We start from the raw sequence: 18,250 nt of genomic DNA, 5'->3' as shown, positions 1-18,250 counted from the left end.
GGAGTATCGCGTGATGACTGGGACGACCAATATCCTTTCTGCCTTGCACCTGGCGGCAGCATCGCGCGGTCGTGCCGGCGGGCATGACCTGCCCGCAGAGGAAACGGCACCAGCGGAAAATGGCTCAGGCCGGCCGCCTTTAAACACTGATAACGACGCACCAGGCCTCTTCAATGCCCAGGCCCTCGGACCGATGCCAAAGCCGAAATCCGGCGACAATGCTGGCGGCAAAGGCTCCGCCGACATGCTCGAAGGACACCGCAATCGGCTGCGTGCGCGGTTTGACAACGGCGAGACGCTGGCGGACTACGAGATGCTCGAACTGGTGCTTTTCCGCGCCATCCCGCGACGCGATACCAAGCCCATCGCAAAGGCAATGATTGCGAAATTCGGCTCTTTTGCCGAGGCGTTGTCGGCCCCTGTGGCCCGGCTGACCGAGATCGATGGTGTCGGCGCGCGCGTGGTGTCCGACATGCGCGTGGTGCGCGCGGCCGCCGAGCGGTTCGCCCTTGCCGAGTTGCGCAAAAGGCCAACGCTCTCATCCACCGAAGCTGTCGCCGAATATTACCGCATCAAGTTGAAAAGCGCCGAACGGGAAGAGTTCCACATCCTGTTCCTCGACAAGCGGAACCAATATCTCGCCAGCGAATGCGCGGGCGTCGGCACCGTGGACCACACGCCGGTCTATCCCCGCGAGGTGATTGCACGCGCCCTCACCCACGGGGCCACCGCCGTGGTTCTGGTCCACAACCACCCCTCCGGCGATCCCACCCCCTCACGGGCCGACGTGACGATGACGGAGCAGATCATCCGCGCCACCGCAGCGGTCAATGTCTCGATGCACGATCACATCATCATTGCCGGCCACCGTTATCTTTCCATGCGCAGCGAGGGCTTCATCTGATTGGAGGCGCCCGCGGCCGGATCGGGTACGATGAGGCAAAGGCGGGAACGCGTGGACACGCGCGAAGCTCGCGTCAGAACGCACGTCTTCATCGAGACGCCCCGGCCGGTCACACTGTGCTGGTTTGTTTTTGCTGCAAATGGCATTCGCGGGACGAAGGGCTATCTTGTGTCCGTCGGCTGCCCTTTCGTTCTCGGCATCACGAAAGGGTTCGCCGGAACGTCATCGCGCCGCACTGGCTGCTGGCCATGCGCAAGGCGTGGCAGGAAGGGCGTCACCGCGCCGCGCACCATTTGCAAGATCGGCGCCGGGCCGGAACACCGCCGCCGATGGCGCTTGAGAGGCTTCAGGCAAGCCTTCGGCGAAGGGCCTGATTCAGATAGTCGAGCACACGCTCGGCGCCAGCTGTACCATCCATCGCAATCTTGTATTCGATTGCGGCCTGCAGCTCACGGTCGATTTCTGCCGTGAGGAACTGGCCACGCTCTTCTGCGGGACGGTCGATATTCGGCGCGCTTTCGCCGCCGCTGCACGAATCGAATGCTGGCACGCTTTTTCGTCTTTCGTGGACTGACATAACCTCAGTTAACAACCATAGGGTGCCACACGCTTATGCCCCTGTCGAGCACGGACAGCGCCTGAAGGCGGTAGTGTTGCCTAAAAATCCCTGCGGCGCGGCGGTTCATTGAAGGCATCGCATCGCGGCGCCGGATCAACTACTGGTGCGCCTCGTCGCTGGTTTCCTCCAGGCGGCGGTTGTAGGTCCGCAGCGCCTGCACGTGGCTGACGGAGCCGACGACCCGGTTGCCCTTGCGCGGGTCGATCACCGCCAGCGCATCAGCCCCCGTTTCGTTGAAGATGCGCAGCGCCGTTTCGAGGGAATCGTTGACGGCAACGGTGCGCTCATCGTCGGGGTCGGCAAGGTCGGCATCATCTTCGATGGGTGCCATGAAGCTGGAAACATTGACTGTCTTCAGGAAGTAGCGATGCGGTCCCTCGGCCAGCACCACACCGCGCGTTTCCAGCTGGTAGTGGAAGAAGGACCGGCCGTGGACAGCCAGGTGCAGCGCCGTGGCGATGGACACGGTGAGAAGCAGAGCGATTGACACCGCGTAGCCGCCCGTCAGCTCGAAGACGATCATGGTGGTGGAAATCGGCGCACCGAGGAGGGCCGATGCGACGGCGCCCATGCCCAGAATGGCGTAAAGGCCCTGGTCGCTGGCAAGGTCCGGAAACACGGTGGCCGTGACGATGCCGAACATGCCTCCGGTCATCGCGCCAAGGTACAGCGCGGGCGAAAAGATGCCGCCGCCGAAGCGGGACGCCAGCGTCACCGCCGTTGCGACGATCTTGGCGACAATGAGCAGCAACATGGTGGTGAAGGCAAAGCCGCCTTGCAGTGCCGTGTCGGTCGCCTCGTAGCCGACGCCCAGGATCTCCGGCAGATAGAGGCCGATGAAGCCGATGATGAAACCGCCGATTACCGGACGCAGCCAGGTGGGCATGATGACGGCGCGGGCCGACTGGTCGAAGATGATGAGCGCGAACTGGAACGCAATGGCGACCAGCGCCGCCACCACGCCAAGAATGGCGAAGGCGGGCATCTCCCAGTAGGAGCCGATGGTGTAGGCAGGAATTTCGAATGCCGCCACGTCGCCGATGAAATAGCGGCCCGCAAGGGTTCCGGCCACAGAGGCAATCACGATGGGCACGAAGGCCCGCATCGCATAGTGCCGCAGCACCACCTCGTGGGCGAACAGCACGCCGGCGATGGGCGCGTTGAACGAGGCGGAGATGGCGCTGGCCACACCGCAGGCAAGGATCACCCGGCCTGCCATCGGCGGCAATTTGATGGCGGTGGTGAGGCCGGTGGCGACCGTTGCACCAAGGTGGATCACCGGCCCCTCGCGCCCGGCGCTGGCGCCCGCCCCCAGCGACACGATGGTGGCAAAGGCGGAGGCAAGCCCGGTGCGCAGCGACAGACCCGCCCCGCCCCGCGCGGAAGCCTCGATCACGTCGGCAACGCCGTGGGGCCGCCGTCCGGGCAGGACGAACTGGTTGAGGAGGCCCACAATCGCCCCGCCCAGAACGGGTGTGCCGATGATGACCCACCACGGCTGCGCAGACACCGCCGCAATGATCCGCTCCGACGTGACGCCCAGCCACAGCCACTGCACCGCGTCGATTCCGAGCCGGAACAGCACGGCGGCGCCGCCGACGGCAGCACCGACAATTACCGCAATCAGCCACAGGGCCGGGTCGCGGGAGGTGGCGAACTCGGTCACGTTGCCGGCGGAGCGCGCATAGGTCTGCCGGCACCAAAGCACGCTGCGGGTCATCTTGCCGCCGGCGTGCTCGGCAAAACTGCGGCGAAGCGTGCGCCGCGGCGGCGTGGCCAGAATCTCGTCGAACACCTCGGCGCGGGCGTCCTGGGCGGCGTCGTCGGCCGCAGCATCCTCATCCGCATCCCTTGCGGTGTCGGCGCGGGGGGGCGAGCCGGTCCGTTCCATCAGCGCACCGGTGCAGATGCCAGAGCGGCAATCCGGCGGCCGGCATTGTCCGGCAACCCGGCGGCGGCGTGACGTTCGATCATCGCATCGAGCGCGGCGCAGACGGCAGCCGTCATGGGCGTGACGCGCCGCGTGCCGAGATCGACGTGGAGAAACAGGCTTTCCGATGAAGCGACAAGCTCGTTGTCGGCAAGGCGCCACATTGTCTGAAAGATGTGGAGGCGCTTGTCGTCCCGCCCCAGAAGCTGCACGCTGACGCGCACGCGATCGTCGCCACGCACCTCCTGACGATAAAGAACGTGGGTTTCCACATTGAAGATACTGGCATTTTGCGCCTTGCGGTATTCCACGCCGAACGCCAGCGCCTCAAGCGCAATGTCGACCGTGCGGTCGAACATCACGTGGTAATAGGCCATGTTGAGGTGGCCATTGGCGTCCAGCCAGTCGAGTGCGATGTCGAATGGCGGCGACCATATCAGGGCCTCGTCCGTTCGGCGTTCCATCGCAACTCTCTCCCATCCGGCTCACCGCAAGGTGCATACTGCACCACGAGCGTGACCTTCAGCTTGCCGGCAACATCGTCTAGATTGCTCCCGAGCCTAACATACAACAGGAACACATCCGCATGGCCGTGCCGCTCCGCCGGGTTGATCGCAACGACGACGGGATCGCAACCGCGGTCCCAGTGCTGAAACAGCGTTTCGGTCCGCACTGTCACACGGGCGCGGACATGCGCCGGCAACACGGTCATACCACGTCGTGGCTGGCGAACGAGGCGCCCGACGCCGTGGTTTTCGTGACCACCGCGCAGGATGTGGAGGATGTCCTCGAGATCTGCCGCACCCACGGTGTGCCGGTGATCGCGTTCGGGGTCGGCACGTCGCTGGAGGGCCACGTCAATGCGCCCGCAGGCGGCGTCTCGGTGGACTTCTCGCAGATGAACCGGATCATCGAGGTGCAGGACGAGGACCTCACCTGCACCGTGGAGCCCGGCGTTACCCGAAAGCAGCTCAACGATTTCCTGCGCGACCGCGGCCTGTTCTTCCCCATCGACCCCGGCGCCGACGCTTCGCTGGGCGGCATGTGCGCAACCCGAGCGTCCGGCACCAACGCCGTGCGCTACGGCACCATGCGCGACAATGTCATTGCGCTGGAAGCGGTGCTGGCCGATGGCCGCGCGCTGAAAACCGCGTCCCGCGCGAAAAAGACATCTGCCGGGTACGACCTCACGCGCCTCCTCATCGGCTCGGAAGGCACGCTCGGCCTCATCACGAAAATCACGCTGAAGCTGCACGGCATCCCGGAAGCGATCTCGGCCGCCGTCTGCCCGTTCCCCAGTGTCGAAGCGGCCTGCAACGCCACCATCCTCACCATCCAGAGCGGCATTCCGGTGGCGCGGATCGAGCTTCTGGACGCGCTGCAGATCCGTGCGGTCAACGCCTATGCCAAGCTGGGCCTCCCCGAGCAGCCCACGCTGTTTCTGGAGTTTCACGGTTCGCAGTCCAGCGTCACCGACCAGTCCGAAGCGGTTGCCGCCATCGCCGAAGAGCTGGGCGGCGGGCCGTTCAGCTTTTCCACCCGCGCGGAGGAGCGCAACAAGCTCTGGCAGGCGCGGCACGATTCCTACTGGGCAGCCCTTGGCCTGCGCCCCGGTGCGGCCGGCATTTCCACCGACGTTTGCGTCCCCATCTCGCGTCTTGCAGAATGTGTGGCAGACACCCAGGCCGACCTTGAGGAGCTGGGGCTACTGGCCCCTATTGTCGGCCACGTGGGCGACGGGAATTTTCACACGCTCGTCCTCGTCGACAACGACAATGCGGACGAGCGCGCCAAGGCAACGCTGTTTCTGGAACGGCTTGCGGAGCGGGCGTTGACCATGGACGGCACCTGCACCGGCGAGCACGGGATCGGCCAGGGCAAGATCAAGTATTTGCGGCGCGAGCTGGGGGATACGGCGGTGGACGTGATGGCGGCGATCAAGTCCACGCTCGACCCGCAGAATATTCTGAACCCCGGCAAGATCCTATCCTGACCACAGACGAGGGCTTTTCGTGAACTGGATCGTCATCACGATCGGCACTGCGCTTGTTCTGGCGCTGTTTGCCGCGCTGGTCGGGCCCGTGCTGGTGGACTGGACCGCGTACCGGACCACCATCGAAGCCAACGCCTCCCGCGTTCTGGGCACGGAAGTCGTCATCGACGGGGAGGCGGAACTGCGGATCCTGCCCTCACCCCGCGTGCGGCTGACCGATGTGCGGATCGGCAGCACCGACGCCCCGCTGATGCGGGCCGAGGCGGTGGTGCTGGACGTGGACCTTCTCCCCCTCCTCAGCCGCGAATTCCGCGTCCTGGGGCTGAAGCTGGAGCACCCTGTCGCCACCGTCAGCCTCGACCGGAACGGCAGCCTTGCCTTGCCGGAACTGACCGTCGACAGCCGCTTCACCTCCGTGTTCGACGTCGACCACATCACGGTGGAGGAAATTGCCGTGGCGGGCGGCTCGGTCAATGTCGTCGACCGCCGGTCCGGCCGTTCGACCGCAATCACCAACATCGACATGACCGGCGAGGCGCGGACGCTGCGCGGGCCGTTCGCCGCCACCGGCGAGGCCACCATCGGCGGTGTCCGGCACGCGGTGCGGCTTGGCGGCGGCACGGTGGAGAGTGGGACGATGCCGCTTTCGGCGCGCATCAACCCCGAAGGCAGCACGCTGGCGCTCAGCTTCGAGGGGGCGCTGGTACCGCGGCCTCGGCGGCTCTCTCTGCGCGGCGAGGTGGCACTGGAATCCTCCGCATCCACGCCGTGGTCGGTGCGCGGCACTCTCAGCGCCAACGCGCAGGACGTGCAGTTGCAAAGGGCCACCGTGCGCTACGGCGCCGGCGCACAAACGCTGGAGCTTGCCGCCAACGCCACCTACGCGCTGACCCGCAGCGATCCGGTCGCCATCGCGCTGGAAGGCCGGCAGATCGACCTTGACCGCATGGCCCGCGCTTTGATGCCCGCCAGAGCCAGCGGCACCCCCGCGGGCTCACCGTCGCCCGACGAGATCGTCCCCCTCCTTGCCCGCTACCTCGCCCCCGTCAGCGCGGCCCTTGCCGCCCCCGCATGGCCCGATGTGCCGCTCGATATCGAGCTTGCCATCAACACGGTGCTTGCCGGCGGTTCGGTGATCCGCGACGTGTCGGCCGAAGCCTCGGCAGCGCGCGGCACCATCGCCCTCAACCGCGCCGAAGCCGTCTTCCCCGGCGACACGACGGTGGATGTCGTGGGCCGGATTGCCGATGCCTTCGATGGCACGGTCAAGATCTCGGCCTCTCAGCCGGCACTTCTGGCGAGATGGTGGACGGGCACACGCTTTGCCCGTGGGCCGATGGACCCGGTGCTGCTGGAGGCCGACATCCGTGCCACCGCAGACACGCTGGAGGCGCAGCGGCTTTCCCTGCGCATCGGCGAGTCCCGCGCCAACGGCCGCGCCAGCTACGCCCGCAAAGATGGCGCGCCGGTGCTCGACGTGGCGATGACCGCCCCCCGCCTCGACATTGCCGACGTGGCGGACGCTGCCGCCGTGCTCGCGGCCACTGGCGCTGCCCTCGACACCATGCCCGAAGTGCTGATGGACCTTTCCGTCGACCAGCTCATGATTGGCGGCGTCGAAGGCGCAGCATTGAACATCGACGGCGCATACCGCAGCGGTGCGCTGACGATCGACGCCATCTCGGCGGAAAATCTTGCCGGCGCGCGCCTGTTCGCCCGCGGCGAGATCAACAACCTCGGGGACAACCCCGTCGGCGTCATCGAAGGATCGCTGGATGTGGAGGACGGCAATCAGCTTGCTGCCGCGATCCGCGCACTCGCGCCGAACGACACCGGCGCCAGCGCTCTCGCAGCGCGGGTGACGGCGCTGGCACCCGCCCATCTCGACATTGCGCTCACCGGCCAGCCGGGCGGCAGCACGGCCGACCTCTCCCTCGGCCTCGATGGCACCCTTGGCGGCACCACGTTGACGCTGAAGGCACTGTCCGCCGCCCCCGGCCCGAACTGGAAAATGCTGCCGTCCGAGCTGACCCTCGACGCGCGCAACGACAACGGCGCTGTCCTTCTGCGCCAGTTCGGCCTCGACGCCGCCGAACGCGCAGGCCCCGCGCATCTTGCCGTCAACCTTGCCACCACCGCCGAGGACGCACTGGCCGGCCGCGTGACGTTCGATGGCTTCGATATCGATGCCGTGTTCGACGGCACCGTTGCCAACGGTGCGGGCCTTGCCCCCACGGGCCGCCTTGCCGTCACCGCAGCAGGTCTCTCGGGGCTCGCCGATGCGCTCGGAACCACGCTGCCCGCGTCCGGCACGATCGACGTTGCGGCGACCCTTGCCCCTGAAAGCGCCGGCATTGCACTGGACGGCCTCAAGGGCACGGTGGACGGTGTGATCGTCACCGCAGATGTGATCGTCGATCCCTTTGCGGCGCCTCTTTCGGTGGACGGCACCCTTGCGCTGAGCGAGGCGGACCTTGCGGGCATCGCGCGCCTCTTCCTGGGCGACCCCAAGTCCGCCAACGGGGACGGCAAGTGGGCCACCGCTGCGCTCGGCAGCCCGCTCCTGTCCGGTACCGACATTGCGCTCGGGATCACCGCGGAGACGCTGACCGTCGGCCAGCAGACTGTCCGCGATGCCAGCTTCGACCTTGATGTGAACGATACCGCCATGAGCCTGCGCAACGCACGCGGCCGGGTGGCAGACGGGACCGCCACGGGCCAATTGCAGATCACCCGCCGCGGCGCTGCGGCCGACATCGCATTCTCCCTCGCGCTGGATGACGCCTCGCTCCGCCCCCTCCTGCCGTCGCCGGACGGAACGCCTGTCGCCACCGGCTCCGTCTCGCTCACCGCGGAAGCGTCCGGTTCCGGCTACACGGTTGCAGGCATCGTCGGCTCGCTGGCGGGCGAAGGCTCACTCCATCTTCGCGATGCTCGCCTCGAAGGTTTCAACGGCGCACCGTTCCCTCTGCTGTCGGAACCCGTCGCCGGTGAGCCGCCATCCGAGGCCGATGTGGCCGCAGCCTTTGCCGCGCATCTGGCGGCGGGCGCGCTTGCGCTGCCGGCGCTCGATGTACCGTTCTCAATTGCCGACGGAACCGTGACCATAAAGGAGGCCGCGCTCCCCGGCGGAACGGTCACGACCCGCGCGAGCGCCAAGATCGACCTTGCCGCATCCATGCTCCAGAGCGACTGGACGGTGGTTCAGCAAACGCCGGATGAAACGCCGGTTTCGGCCCTCGTCCGCTTTACCGGGCCCGTTGCAGAGCCGGTGCGCAGCATCGACGTTTCGGCCATTGCCGGCTGGTTGAGCCTGCGCGCGCTGGAGCGTCAGGTGGAGGCGGTGGAAGCGCAGAACGCCGAACTGGAGGCGGAGGCCGAGGCCATCAACCCCGCCCTGCCCGGCGAAGAGCCGGCGTCCCCGCCGGAGGCCACCAGCCCGCCTGACGAGGATGCAAACGCGGCAAACCCAACCGACGGGATTGCCGATCTGATCGACGGCAGCGACGCGGCCGCACCGTTCGACATGGACGGCCCTCCCGCGGAGGCACCGCCGGTGCCGCCCGCACCGCCATCGGGCGACCGCAGCCAGCGCAGCACCGCGCCTGACGTCCAGACCGCGCAATCGGAAACGCCGGGTCCCGGCGCCAGCCTTGCCAGCCGGGTGCGTGCGCTGGACGACGCGCTGACGACCTACGAGACGCGGCAGGCGAACCGCGAAAGCGTCCGTGCCGAACTCCTGCGCCGCCTCGGCGTGGACCCGCAGACGGCGCAGAGCCGAGCGCAAGAACTCGCCACGGCAAAGTGACGGCGCTCAGGCGGCCGGTTGTCTGCTAGGTGCGTTCGTCCTGCCGTGCAGCAACCGCCGCCGCGTCCTCGAACAGCGTTTCCTGAAAATGGTTGACCGCGATGGCGATGGCGCCGAACTGGCCGGCCCTCCCGCCAAGCTGGCTCGCCTCGATGCCGATCGGCGTTTCCATGCAGCCGGCCAGCTGCGCGCGCACCAGCGCAATCAGCTCCGGACGCGTGCCGATGCTGCCGCCGAAGACGACCACCTCGGGGTCGAGGATCGCGTGGATTGCCACAATCGCGACCGCCAGCATCCGCGCCGTTTCCTCCAGCACTCGCCGCGCGGCATCCTCGCCCGCATTATAGCGGTCGAAGATTTCGCGCACGGTGCCCTCAGAGCCGCCCATGGCCGTGTAACGCGCCACGATGGCACTGCTGGACACTGCGTTTTCCAGCGTACCGGCTCGAAAATTGCGGCTGTCGAACGGGTCTCCGCCCAGCGGCAGCCACGCGATTTCGCCGGCCCCACCGCGCGCACCGCGCACGATCTGCCCATCTGAAACGATGCCGAGGCCAACGCCCGTCCCCATCGCCAGAAAGGCAAACGTGCCGGTCAGCCGCTTGTTGCCGCGGTGGAGTTCGCCGGTGGCCGCCAGCGTGACGTCGTTCTCCACAAAAACCGTCATGCCCATGGCTTCGCTGAGCGCGTCCTCGAAATCGAACGCATCGAGCCCCGCAATATTGGTGACGAGACTGAGCCGGCAGCGCTGCCTGTCGTAGGAGCCCGGCACGCCGAGCGCACCGCACGCCACCTGCGCCATCTCAACGCCGCTTTCGCGCACGAGCCCCCGCACCAGATCGACAATCTGGTCGATGATGTCGTGGCCACCGCCAACGGCAGTGGGCACGGTGCATTCGGCCAGGATATGGCCGGTGAGATCCGAAATGGCGAGCCGCAGGCTGGTGCCGCCCAGATCGCCGCCCCACACGTAGGCGCGATTGCGGTTCAGCTCATAGTTGGTGGCACTGCGGCCGACATTGCCGCGCTGCTGGCCAATCTCGCGCAGCCAGTCCTCTTCCAGAAGGTCGCGAACGATTTCCGACATGGTCTGCTTGGAAAGGCCCGTGCGGCGGGCAAGTTCGGCGCGGGAAATGGCGCCCGCGCGCACAACCTCGCGCAGCACCGTGCGCAAGGACGCACGGCGGCTGTGGGAGTGCGACGCGAACGCGATGAGGTGCCTGTCCATTCTCTTCCCGAATATATTTTGAGCGGTGCCGGTTTTGATGCCGAACCGCGGATCAACCCGCAGGCAGGGCCTGCCCGCTCGCGCGGTCGAACAGGTAAAGCGCGCTGGCCGGCGCAGAGACGGTGACGTCGGCACCGGCATCGAGCCCCGGCTGTGCCTCGGCCTTGGCAATCAGCGTCTGGCCGCCGGCCTTGAGGTAGACCAGCGCGTCGTGGCCAAGCCGCTCCACAATTTCCACGGTCCCGCGGATGGCGTGCCCGCCCTCCGGCGCGCCGACGCGCAGCTCGTCCGGCCTGAGCCCCACGATCACCTCACCCGCGCCGGTGGTGCCCGCAAAGGGGGCGGCAAACCCGTCGATCCCGTCGAGCCGCACCGTGCCGTCGGCGCCAATCGTGCCGGGCACCAGATTCATGGACGGGCTGCCGACGAACTGGGCGACAAAGGTGTTGACCGGCGTGCGGTAGAGTTCGTCCGGCGTGCCAAGCTGTTCGATCCGGCCATCGCGCATGATGGCGATCCGGTCTGCCAGCGTCATCGCCTCCACCTGGTCGTGGGTGACGAAAACGATGGTGGCGCCGAGCCGCTGATGGAGCCGCTTCACCTCAAGGCGCATCTGGGCGCGGAGCTGCGCATCGAGGTTGGAGAGCGGCTCATCGAACAGGAAGACGGCGGGGTCGCGCACCATGGCGCGGCCGATGGCAACGCGCTGGCGCTGCCCGCCGGAAAGCTGCGAGGGCCGCCGGTCCAGAAGCGGCGTCAGCTCCAGTAGGTCCGCGGTTTCGCGGATGCGTTTGGCCTTGTCGGCACGCGGCAGCTTTGCGGTGCGAAGGCCGAAGCCGATATTCTTCTCCACCGACATGTGCGGGTAGATGGCGTAGTTCTGAAACACCATGGCGATGTTGCGCGCTTTGGGCTCCAGGTTGTTGACCACCTTGTCGCCGATGCGGATTTCGCCGGCGGACACGTCTTCGAGGCCCGCCAGCATCCGAAGCGTGGTGGACTTGCCGCAGCCGGACGGGCCGACCAGGACGATGAACTCGCCGTGCGCAATATCGAGGTCGATGCCGTGCAGCACCTCCACATCGTCGAAACGCTTGGTGAGATTGCGGATTGAAACGCTCGCCATGTCCTACTCCACCGCAGCCGTTGCGGCGAGCGCATCGAACGCTGCCGAGAGGCGCGCTGCGGCCTCCTTCTCGTGGGCGGCATGGGCCGCCGCCGCTTCGTCCATTGCAGCCAGCGCCCTGCCGTAGTGGGCCAGCGCCTCTTCCATTGCAGCCGGGCCCGGCCCGCCGAACCGCTCGCGCACCGCCACGAAATGCTCCGGCGATACGGCAGCGCGGAACGCACTCGCATCCAGCCCCGGCGCGCGCCCCGTATGATCCTCGAAGGCGGCCTTGAAGGCGGAGAAGCCGCCGCTGAGGACGCTGCCTCGGGCGACCACCGCGCGTGACACGGTTGCCGCAATCTCGTGCGCATCGCGGAAGGAAAGGCCCTCCTCGCGCACCAGCGTGTCGGCAAGTTCGGTGATGGTGATGCACGAGCGGTCGATGTTGCGGCGCACGTTCGCCGGTTCCACGCGCGCAGCTTCGAGGACGGCGGCGAGGAGGTCGACCACGCGACCCGCCGTCTCGAATGCGATGAGGCCGGCGGCCTGTGCCACGCTCTCGCTGTCGTTCATGTCGGTGAACGGGGTGTTGTGCATGGTGCGCACCATGGTCTCGGCCTGTCCCGATGCGGTGGAGGCCAGGTGCCGCATGTGCTCGATGGGCACCGGATTGCGCTTTTGCGGCATGATGGAGGAGATCTGCACCAGGCTGTTGGCAACATAAAGCTGCCCCACCTCGAACGCCGTCCAGTATTGGAGGTCCTGCACCAGCCGGCCGAGGTGGATCATCATCAGCGATATGGCCGAATAGCTGGCGGTCACATAGTCGACCCCGGCAATCGACGCGTAGGAATTGCGCGTGGGCGCGGCAAAGCCGAGGAGGTCCGCCATCCGCGCACGGTCGATGGGAAAGCCGGTGGTGGTGATTGCGGCGGCGCCCATGGGCGACAGGTCGACGATGGCACGGGCCGCCTCCAGCCGCTCGATGTCGCGCAGCAGCGTTTCCAGCGCCCCGGACAGATAGTGGCCGTAGGTGGTGGGCTGGGCGGGCTGGCCGTGGGTGTAGGCGACGATGATCTCCGTCTTGCCGGCTCTTGCGGCATCGAGCATCGCGTGCGCGCTCGCCCGCGCCTTGGCCAGAAGCGTGTCGATCACGCTCTTGAGGCGGACGCGGAAGATCGCGTGATCGAGGTCGTTGCGGCTTCTGGCGGTGTGAAGCTTGCCGCCAAGCTCGGCCCCAAGCTCGGCCTTCAACGCAGCTTCGACCTCGAAGAACAGGTCCTCATGCTCGCCGGTATAGTCGGACGGGGCGAGAATGTCGGACGCTTCGATCTGGCAGAGGGCCGCTGCGATGCGGGCAGCTTCGGCTCGGCAAAGCACCTGCGTTTCGGCCAGCATCACGCAGTGCGCGCGGTTGATGCGCATCAGCGGTTCGCCGAACACCGTCTTCGCGTTCTCGTAGATCGGCGCCAGCACGGTGCGGGCATAGACCGGGTCCGGAAAGGAGGTGGTGTCGGTGTCGGACGGACGGGCGGTCATGTCAGCCTTTCAGTCCGGAGAGGACGACGCCCCGGATGATGTATTTCTGGAAGACGATGAAGACGATCAGCGTCGGGATGGTGGAAACTGCCGCGCCCGTCATCACCATTTCCCAGCGGGTGAGGTTCTCGCTGGCAAAGGACGACAGGCCCACCGGCACGGTGAAGAGGTGGGAATCGGACGTCACGATCAGCGGCCACAGGAACGCCGTCCAGTTGCCCAGAAACGTGAAGATGGCGAGCGCGGAGAGCGCCGGCGCCACCAGCGGCAGCGCAATCTCCCACCAGATGCGAAATTCGGAGAGGCCGTCGATCCGCGCGGCGTCGATCAGCTCGTCCGGCACGGTGCCGAAGAACTGGCGCATCAGGAAGACGCCGAACCCCGTGATGAGACCGGGGAACATGATGCCCCAGAGCGTATCGGTCCATCCGAGCGCTGCGCTCATCACGTACCAGGGGATCACCAGCATCTCGGTGGGGATCATCAAGGTCGAGAGAATCGCGACGAAGACGAGGCCGCGCCCGCGGAACTTGAACTTGGCGAGGGTGTAGCCGACGAGACTGTCGAAGAAGAGGACGGACGCCGTCACCAGGGTGGAGGTGATCAGCGAGTTGATGAACCAGTCCTTGAACCGCGCGTCCTGAAGCAGCTCCTCGTAGTTGGCGAGGGTCGGGCGGGCGGGGATGAAGCGAAGGTCGTAGACCTGGTCGGGCGTCTTCAGCGATGTGGAGATCATGAAGAAGAACGGCATCACCATCAGGACACCGCCGAGGAAAAGCAGAGTCCAAACGAGGATGCGGCCGGGGCGCACGTTGGCGCGCTGCAAGGCGGTCATTTCGACCTCAGGAGACGGAGCTGGATCACGGTGATGATGAGGAGGACCACGAACAGCACCATCGTCTGCGCCGTCGCATAGCCCATGTCGTACTGGACGAAGGCGGAGTTGTAGATGTTGAGCACCAGTGGGCGGGTGGCGTTCAGCGGCCCCCCCTGCCCGTCCACCGTCATGTTGAACACCTGATCGAAGATGCGCAGGAAGCCGATGGACGAGATCACGATGAGGAAGAGCAACGTCGGGCGCAGGAGCGGCAGCGTGATCGACCACAGGATCGTCCACGGGCCGACGCCGTCGATCCTCGCGGCCTCATAATAGGTGTCCGGAATGGCGCGCAGGCCCGCGAGAAAAATGATGACCTGGAAGCCGAGCCCCGCCCACACCGCAGGCGCCAGCACCGAGGGCAGCGACTGCTCCATCGAGCGCAGGAACGGTTGCTGCGGGAGGCCGAGGGAGAGGAGCACGTCGTTGAAAAGGCCGATGGGGAACGGCTCGTAGAACCAGCGCCAGACCCAGGCCATCGCCACCGCGGTGGTGAGGTACGGGACGAAATACAGCGCGCGGATAAGACCGTGGCCGAAGCGGACCTTGTCGAGAAAATAGGCGACGGTGAAGGAGATGACGAGGCTGACCGGCAGGCCGATCGCGAGATATTCGAAGGTGTTGGCGAACACGGTCCAGAACACCGGGTCGGCAAACATCTTGGCGTAATTGTCGAGGCCGATGAAGGTGGCTTCGCCGAAGAACTTCCATTCGGTGAGCGAGATGTAGGCCGACTGGGCGGTCGGCCAGAACCGCACCACCACGAAAAAGATCACCGGCACGGCCAGAAAGATCCAGGCGGTGAGCGCCTGTTTCTGGTTGACGGTCATGTTTTCGGTCAAGCGCATGGCATCCTCACCCTCGGTGGCCCGGCGGGGGTACCGCCGGGCCGAAGCCGCTATTTGGCGTAGTAGTCGTCGAGCAGCTTCTGCTCGGCGTCGGCGGCGGCAGCCAGCGAGTCTTCCACCGAAACGCCGGCAATGTTGATCCGGTCGATCATGTCGAGCCAGATCTGCCGCTGTTCGGATTCGTTGACGAACTGCGTGGTCTGCGCGCCCTCAAGCCCCGAAAGGAACGGCCCGTAGACCGGATCGGCAAGGTTTTCCTCGGTCTGCGCCACTGCCGGACGGGCCGGAAGCTCGCCGACAACTTCGAGCCACAGCTGCATGGCGTCGGGGCTGGAAATGAACTTCAGGAACTCTGCGGAGGCCGCCAGCGCCTCGCCCTCGGTGCCGCGGGTGATGCCGTTGACCCAGTAGGACGCATAGTTGGAGCTGATGCCGTTCTGGGTCGGCAGCGGTGCCACGCCCCAGTTGAGGCCGTCCATCTTCTGCACCGCGCCGATGCGGAACGAACCGTCGATGAGGATGCCGGCGCGCTGGGCTGCAAAGGAGGCCTGCGATTCGTTCATGAAGCCGTAGTCGGTGGCTTTGTTCTCCATGAACATGTCGGTGTAGTTCTTCAGCGCCGCCAGCCCCTCGGGGGTGTTGTAGGTGACGGTCTTGCCGTCGTCCGAATAGGGCGCGCCGCCTTGCTGGCGGATATAGACCTCACGCCACAGATGCGCGTCCTGCGCCACCGGCGTTGCAGTGATCCCCGCAACCAGCAGGTTGCCGGCCGCGTCCCGCTCGGAGACTGCGGTCGCCGCCTCCACCAGCGCGTCGTAGGTGGCCGGCGGTGTTTCCGGGTCGAGCCCGGCCTTCTCGAACAGGTCCTTGTTGTAGAACATGGCGAGCGAGCGCACTGCGGTGGGGATGCCGTAATACTGGCCGTCCACCTTCATCTTCTGGACGATGGGGAAGAAGTCGGCGTCCACTTCGGCGGGATCGATCACGCTTTGCGGGATCGGCTGAAGCAGGCCGGCGTCCAGAAAGTCGGGCAGCCAGCCATAGTAGAGCTGCACAACGTCCGGCCCCTCGCCGGCCAGCACTGCGGCGGCCACCTTGGTGCGATATTGCGCATAGGGGAAGTGGGTGTGCTTGACGGTGATGTCCGGGTGTTCCGCCTCGAACTTCTCGATCAGCTGGTCGATGGCGTCGACCCGCCCCTCGAAATAATATTGCCAGTATTCGATCTCCACCGCGAAGGCGGGGGATGACATCAGCGCGGCACCCATGGCCGCTGCGGCCAGTTTGGTCTTCAAGCTCATTGCCAACTCTCCAGAGTTCGTCGCCATTAAATGCCGGCACCGCATCACGGCTGCCGGCGCCGATTGTCTCGCTCAGTCGTTGAGGGGCTGCCAGACAAGGTCGGACCCCGCGCGCGCCACCCGTCCGAACTGGAGGCCATCGCGGAAATGACCGGCGGCCACGGTCCAGTGTTTGGCCGCTGCGTCTTCGAGAAAGGCCTGCCGCGTCCGGCGCGCCAGCGCCGGGTCGACGTCGGCGCGGTGCGACCAGTCCGGCCGCTCCACCTGCGCCGGGCAGTGGCAGATGTCGCCGGTGACCACCAACGTGCCGCCATCGGTGTCGAACGCGATGGACTGGTGGCCCGGCGTGTGGCCGGGCGTCGGAATGTAGCGCACGCCGGGCATGATTGCGGCGCCGTCCGCAAGCGGGGTGACGCGGCCGGCATCCAGCAGCGGCTGCACGCAGGCGGCAAAAGCCCTGGTGTGGTGGGGCCCGATGCCGGGCGCATCGCCCGTGAAGGCCGCCAGATCGGCCGCCGGCGCAAACACGGTCGCGGCCGGAAAGGTCGGCCCCGCATCGGTGGCGAGCCAGCCGATATGGTCCATGTGGAGGTGGGTGAGGATTATGGCGTCCACAGCTTCCGGCGCAGTCCCCGCCTCTTCGAGCCGTGTCAGGAGCTGGCCGGACAGTCCGCCGAGATAATCATTCGGCCCCGGTCCGATGCCGGCATCGCAAAGAATGGTAGCCGCCGGTGTTTTCACCAGGAAGGCACCGAGGCTTGGGTGAAAGGCACCGTCATCCAGCCCGTCGCACGCAAGACCGGCCCAGTCCGCCTCGGGCGTTTGCGGAAACGACCACGTGACCGGCACCGGCTGCGGCACGGCATCCACCAGCGCATGGATCTGGACATCGGCACGGCGCAGTTGGTGCAAGTGGACGCTCCATTTGTTCCAATAACGAACTAACGCAATATATCCCGCGCCTGTCAAGCCGGAAATTCGCATCCAGCCAAGTTCCTTCCATTGACCGCGCGCGCAAAAGTCCGAAAAATGGTCAAAATAATGATGGTTGAGGGAAACGTGGCTGATCGAGATCCAAAACCGGGGATGCTGGCCGAGGCGGCGGAGGCCGGCGGTGCGGTCGCCTCGCTCCTGACCCGCGAAAAAGCCACGCTCGGCGCCCTTGCCCGCCGCTTTGCGTTCACCTCGCCGCCCGTTGTCACTACCGCCGCCCGCGGCTCGTCCGACCATGCCGCCAGCTTCTTCAAATATTTGATGGAGCTTGGTTCCGGCATTCCAGTCGCCTCCATCGGCCCGTCGGTGGCGTCGGTCTACGGGCGGCCGCTGCAGCTGGCGGGCGCGCTCCATATTACCGTGTCGCAGTCGGGCGAGAGCCCGGACCTCATCGCACTGCAGGATGCGGCAAAGGCCGGCGGCGCCTTCACACTTGCCGTGGTCAACGCGTCCGAAAGCCCGATCGCCCTCAGCGCAGATCTGGTGCTGGATATTGGCGCCGGACCGGAGCGCAGCGTTGCCGCCACCAAGAGCTTCATTGCCTCCGCCGCAGCGCTGGCAGCTTCTGTCGCCGCCCTCACCCACGACGATGGTCTCGACCGTGCGCTTGCCGCCCTCCCGGCCGCGCTGGATGCAGCGCCCGGCGCGCCCGACGAGGCCGTTGCCCGCCTTTCGGGCGCTGCGCACATCTACTGCGTTGGCCGCGGGCCTGCGCTTGCCATTGCCTCGGAGGCTGCACTCAAGTTCAAGGAGGTGGCGGCAATCCACGCCGAGCCGTTCTCGCTGGCGGAGGTGATGCACGGGCCGCTGGCGCTTGTGGGCCCAGCCTTCCCTGTCGTCGGCTTCGTGCCGGGAGACGCGGGCCTTGAGAACGCGCAGGAGGCGCTGGGCCGCCTGTCTGCACTCGGCGCCGATCTATTCTGTTTCTCCAGCGGAACGCTGCCCGGTACGTCCGTCCCGCTGCCCGCCACCGGCGCCCCGGCCCTTGATGCGCTGGCCGGGATCTTGCCCTTTTACCGGCTGGTGCATGCGGTGGCGCGGGCCAGAGGGCTCGACCCCGAAGCCCCGCCCCACCTTGCCAAGGTCACCCGCACCGCGTGAC

The 18,250-nt window shown here is 66.5% G+C and carries 14 protein-coding genes; 4 read left to right on the top strand and 10 right to left on the bottom strand.

Annotation, left to right across the window (positions count from 1 at the left end; all coding sequences use genetic code 11):
- The first annotated feature begins 193 nt into the window (after nucleotides 1–193).
- Entirely contained in the window at nucleotides 194–904 is a 711-nt protein-coding gene (gene radC, locus RDV64_RS13900; protein WP_309195517.1) for a DNA repair protein RadC, read from the top strand.
- A 346-nt stretch (nucleotides 905–1,250) separates the two neighbouring features.
- Here radC and RDV64_RS13895 read toward each other — a convergent pair whose 3' ends face one another.
- The 3 genes from RDV64_RS13895 to RDV64_RS13885 all read right to left on the bottom strand — a co-directional run bounded on the left by RDV64_RS13895 (nucleotide 1,251) and on the right by RDV64_RS13885 (nucleotide 3,917).
- On the bottom strand, nucleotides 1,251–1,454 hold the full coding sequence (locus RDV64_RS13895) for a hypothetical protein (protein ID WP_309195516.1): 204 nt from the start codon (nucleotides 1,452–1,454) through the stop codon (nucleotides 1,251–1,253).
- A 166-nt stretch (nucleotides 1,455–1,620) separates the two neighbouring features.
- Complete coding sequence (locus RDV64_RS13890; RefSeq protein ID WP_309195515.1) at nucleotides 1,621–3,414, bottom strand: chloride channel protein; 1,794 nt, start codon at nucleotides 3,412–3,414, stop codon at nucleotides 1,621–1,623.
- Nucleotides 3,414–3,917, bottom strand: coding sequence for a thioesterase family protein (locus RDV64_RS13885; protein WP_309195514.1), 504 nt, complete (start codon nucleotides 3,915–3,917; stop codon nucleotides 3,414–3,416). The genes RDV64_RS13890 and RDV64_RS13885 overlap by 1 nt, the downstream gene beginning before the upstream one ends.
- A 122-nt stretch (nucleotides 3,918–4,039) precedes the next feature.
- Here RDV64_RS13885 and RDV64_RS13880 point away from each other — a divergent pair, with 122 nt between their 5' ends.
- Nucleotides 4,040–5,446, top strand: coding sequence for an FAD-linked oxidase C-terminal domain-containing protein (locus RDV64_RS13880; RefSeq protein ID WP_309195513.1), 1,407 nt, complete (start codon nucleotides 4,040–4,042; stop codon nucleotides 5,444–5,446).
- Nucleotides 5,447–5,465: 19 nt separating this feature from the next.
- Complete coding sequence (locus RDV64_RS13875; RefSeq protein WP_309195512.1) at nucleotides 5,466–9,254, top strand: AsmA family protein; 3,789 nt, start codon at nucleotides 5,466–5,468, stop codon at nucleotides 9,252–9,254.
- 25 nt (nucleotides 9,255–9,279) lie between these two features.
- On the opposite strand, the gene RDV64_RS13870 is transcribed toward RDV64_RS13875, so the two are convergent.
- From RDV64_RS13870 to RDV64_RS13840, 7 genes are all read right to left on the bottom strand, one after another.
- Complete coding sequence (locus RDV64_RS13870; protein ID WP_309195511.1) at nucleotides 9,280–10,482, bottom strand: ROK family transcriptional regulator; 1,203 nt, start codon at nucleotides 10,480–10,482, stop codon at nucleotides 9,280–9,282.
- 52 nt (nucleotides 10,483–10,534) lie between these two features.
- The gene (locus RDV64_RS13865) at nucleotides 10,535–11,608 is read right to left on the bottom strand and encodes a sn-glycerol-3-phosphate ABC transporter ATP-binding protein UgpC (protein WP_309195510.1); all 1,074 of its coding nucleotides are present in this window, start codon (nucleotides 11,606–11,608) and stop codon (nucleotides 10,535–10,537) included.
- 3 nt (nucleotides 11,609–11,611) lie between these two features.
- On the bottom strand, nucleotides 11,612–13,129 hold the full coding sequence (locus tag RDV64_RS13860; RefSeq protein WP_309195509.1) for an argininosuccinate lyase: 1,518 nt from the start codon (nucleotides 13,127–13,129) through the stop codon (nucleotides 11,612–11,614).
- A gap of 1 nt (nucleotide 13,130) precedes the next feature.
- Entirely contained in the window at nucleotides 13,131–13,964 is an 834-nt protein-coding gene (locus RDV64_RS13855) for a carbohydrate ABC transporter permease (protein WP_309195508.1), read from the bottom strand.
- Nucleotides 13,961–14,854 (bottom strand): sugar ABC transporter permease, encoded by an 894-nt coding sequence (locus RDV64_RS13850; protein ID WP_309195507.1) that lies wholly within the window; start codon nucleotides 14,852–14,854, stop codon nucleotides 13,961–13,963. Before RDV64_RS13850 ends, RDV64_RS13855 begins: the two co-directional genes overlap by 4 nt.
- A 50-nt stretch (nucleotides 14,855–14,904) precedes the next feature.
- On the bottom strand, nucleotides 14,905–16,155 hold the full coding sequence (locus RDV64_RS13845; protein ID WP_309195506.1) for an extracellular solute-binding protein: 1,251 nt from the start codon (nucleotides 16,153–16,155) through the stop codon (nucleotides 14,905–14,907).
- 72 nt (nucleotides 16,156–16,227) lie between these two features.
- Entirely contained in the window at nucleotides 16,228–17,067 is an 840-nt protein-coding gene (locus tag RDV64_RS13840) for an MBL fold metallo-hydrolase (protein WP_309195505.1), read from the bottom strand.
- A gap of 174 nt (nucleotides 17,068–17,241) precedes the next feature.
- Here RDV64_RS13840 and RDV64_RS13835 point away from each other — a divergent pair, with 174 nt between their 5' ends.
- Nucleotides 17,242–18,249 carry an SIS domain-containing protein gene (locus RDV64_RS13835; RefSeq protein WP_309199510.1) on the top strand — a complete coding sequence of 336 codons (1,008 nt, stop codon included), beginning with the start codon at nucleotides 17,242–17,244 and terminating at the stop codon, nucleotides 18,247–18,249.
- Nucleotide 18,250: the final 1 nt, after the last annotated feature.

Source organism: Acuticoccus sp. MNP-M23 (assembly GCF_031195445.1).
Taxonomy (GTDB): domain Bacteria; phylum Pseudomonadota; class Alphaproteobacteria; order Rhizobiales; family Amorphaceae; genus Acuticoccus.
This window is presented reverse-complemented; position numbering and strand designations above follow the sequence as displayed.

Excerpts from the sequence above, each read along its gene's own strand:
- radC (WP_309195517.1), top strand. The coding sequence starts at position 194 with ATGCCAAAGCCGAAATCCGGCGACAATGCTGGCGGCAAAGGCTCCGCC.
- RDV64_RS13890 (WP_309195515.1), bottom strand. The coding sequence starts at position 3,414 with ATGGAACGGACCGGCTCGCCCCCCCGCGCCGACACCGCAAGGGATGCG.
- RDV64_RS13885 (WP_309195514.1), bottom strand. The coding sequence starts at position 3,917 with ATGGAACGCCGAACGGACGAGGCCCTGATATGGTCGCCGCCATTCGAC.
- RDV64_RS13880 (WP_309195513.1), top strand. The coding sequence starts at position 4,040 with ATGGCCGTGCCGCTCCGCCGGGTTGATCGCAACGACGACGGGATCGCA.
- RDV64_RS13870 (WP_309195511.1), bottom strand. The coding sequence starts at position 10,482 with ATGGACAGGCACCTCATCGCGTTCGCGTCGCACTCCCACAGCCGCCGT.
- RDV64_RS13865 (WP_309195510.1), bottom strand. The coding sequence starts at position 11,608 with ATGGCGAGCGTTTCAATCCGCAATCTCACCAAGCGTTTCGACGATGTG.
- RDV64_RS13860 (WP_309195509.1), bottom strand. The coding sequence starts at position 13,129 with ATGACCGCCCGTCCGTCCGACACCGACACCACCTCCTTTCCGGACCCG.
- RDV64_RS13855 (WP_309195508.1), bottom strand. The coding sequence starts at position 13,964 with ATGACCGCCTTGCAGCGCGCCAACGTGCGCCCCGGCCGCATCCTCGTT.
- RDV64_RS13850 (WP_309195507.1), bottom strand. The coding sequence starts at position 14,854 with ATGCGCTTGACCGAAAACATGACCGTCAACCAGAAACAGGCGCTCACC.
- RDV64_RS13845 (WP_309195506.1), bottom strand. The coding sequence starts at position 16,155 with ATGAGCTTGAAGACCAAACTGGCCGCAGCGGCCATGGGTGCCGCGCTG.
- RDV64_RS13835 (WP_309199510.1), top strand. The coding sequence starts at position 17,242 with ATGCTGGCCGAGGCGGCGGAGGCCGGCGGTGCGGTCGCCTCGCTCCTG.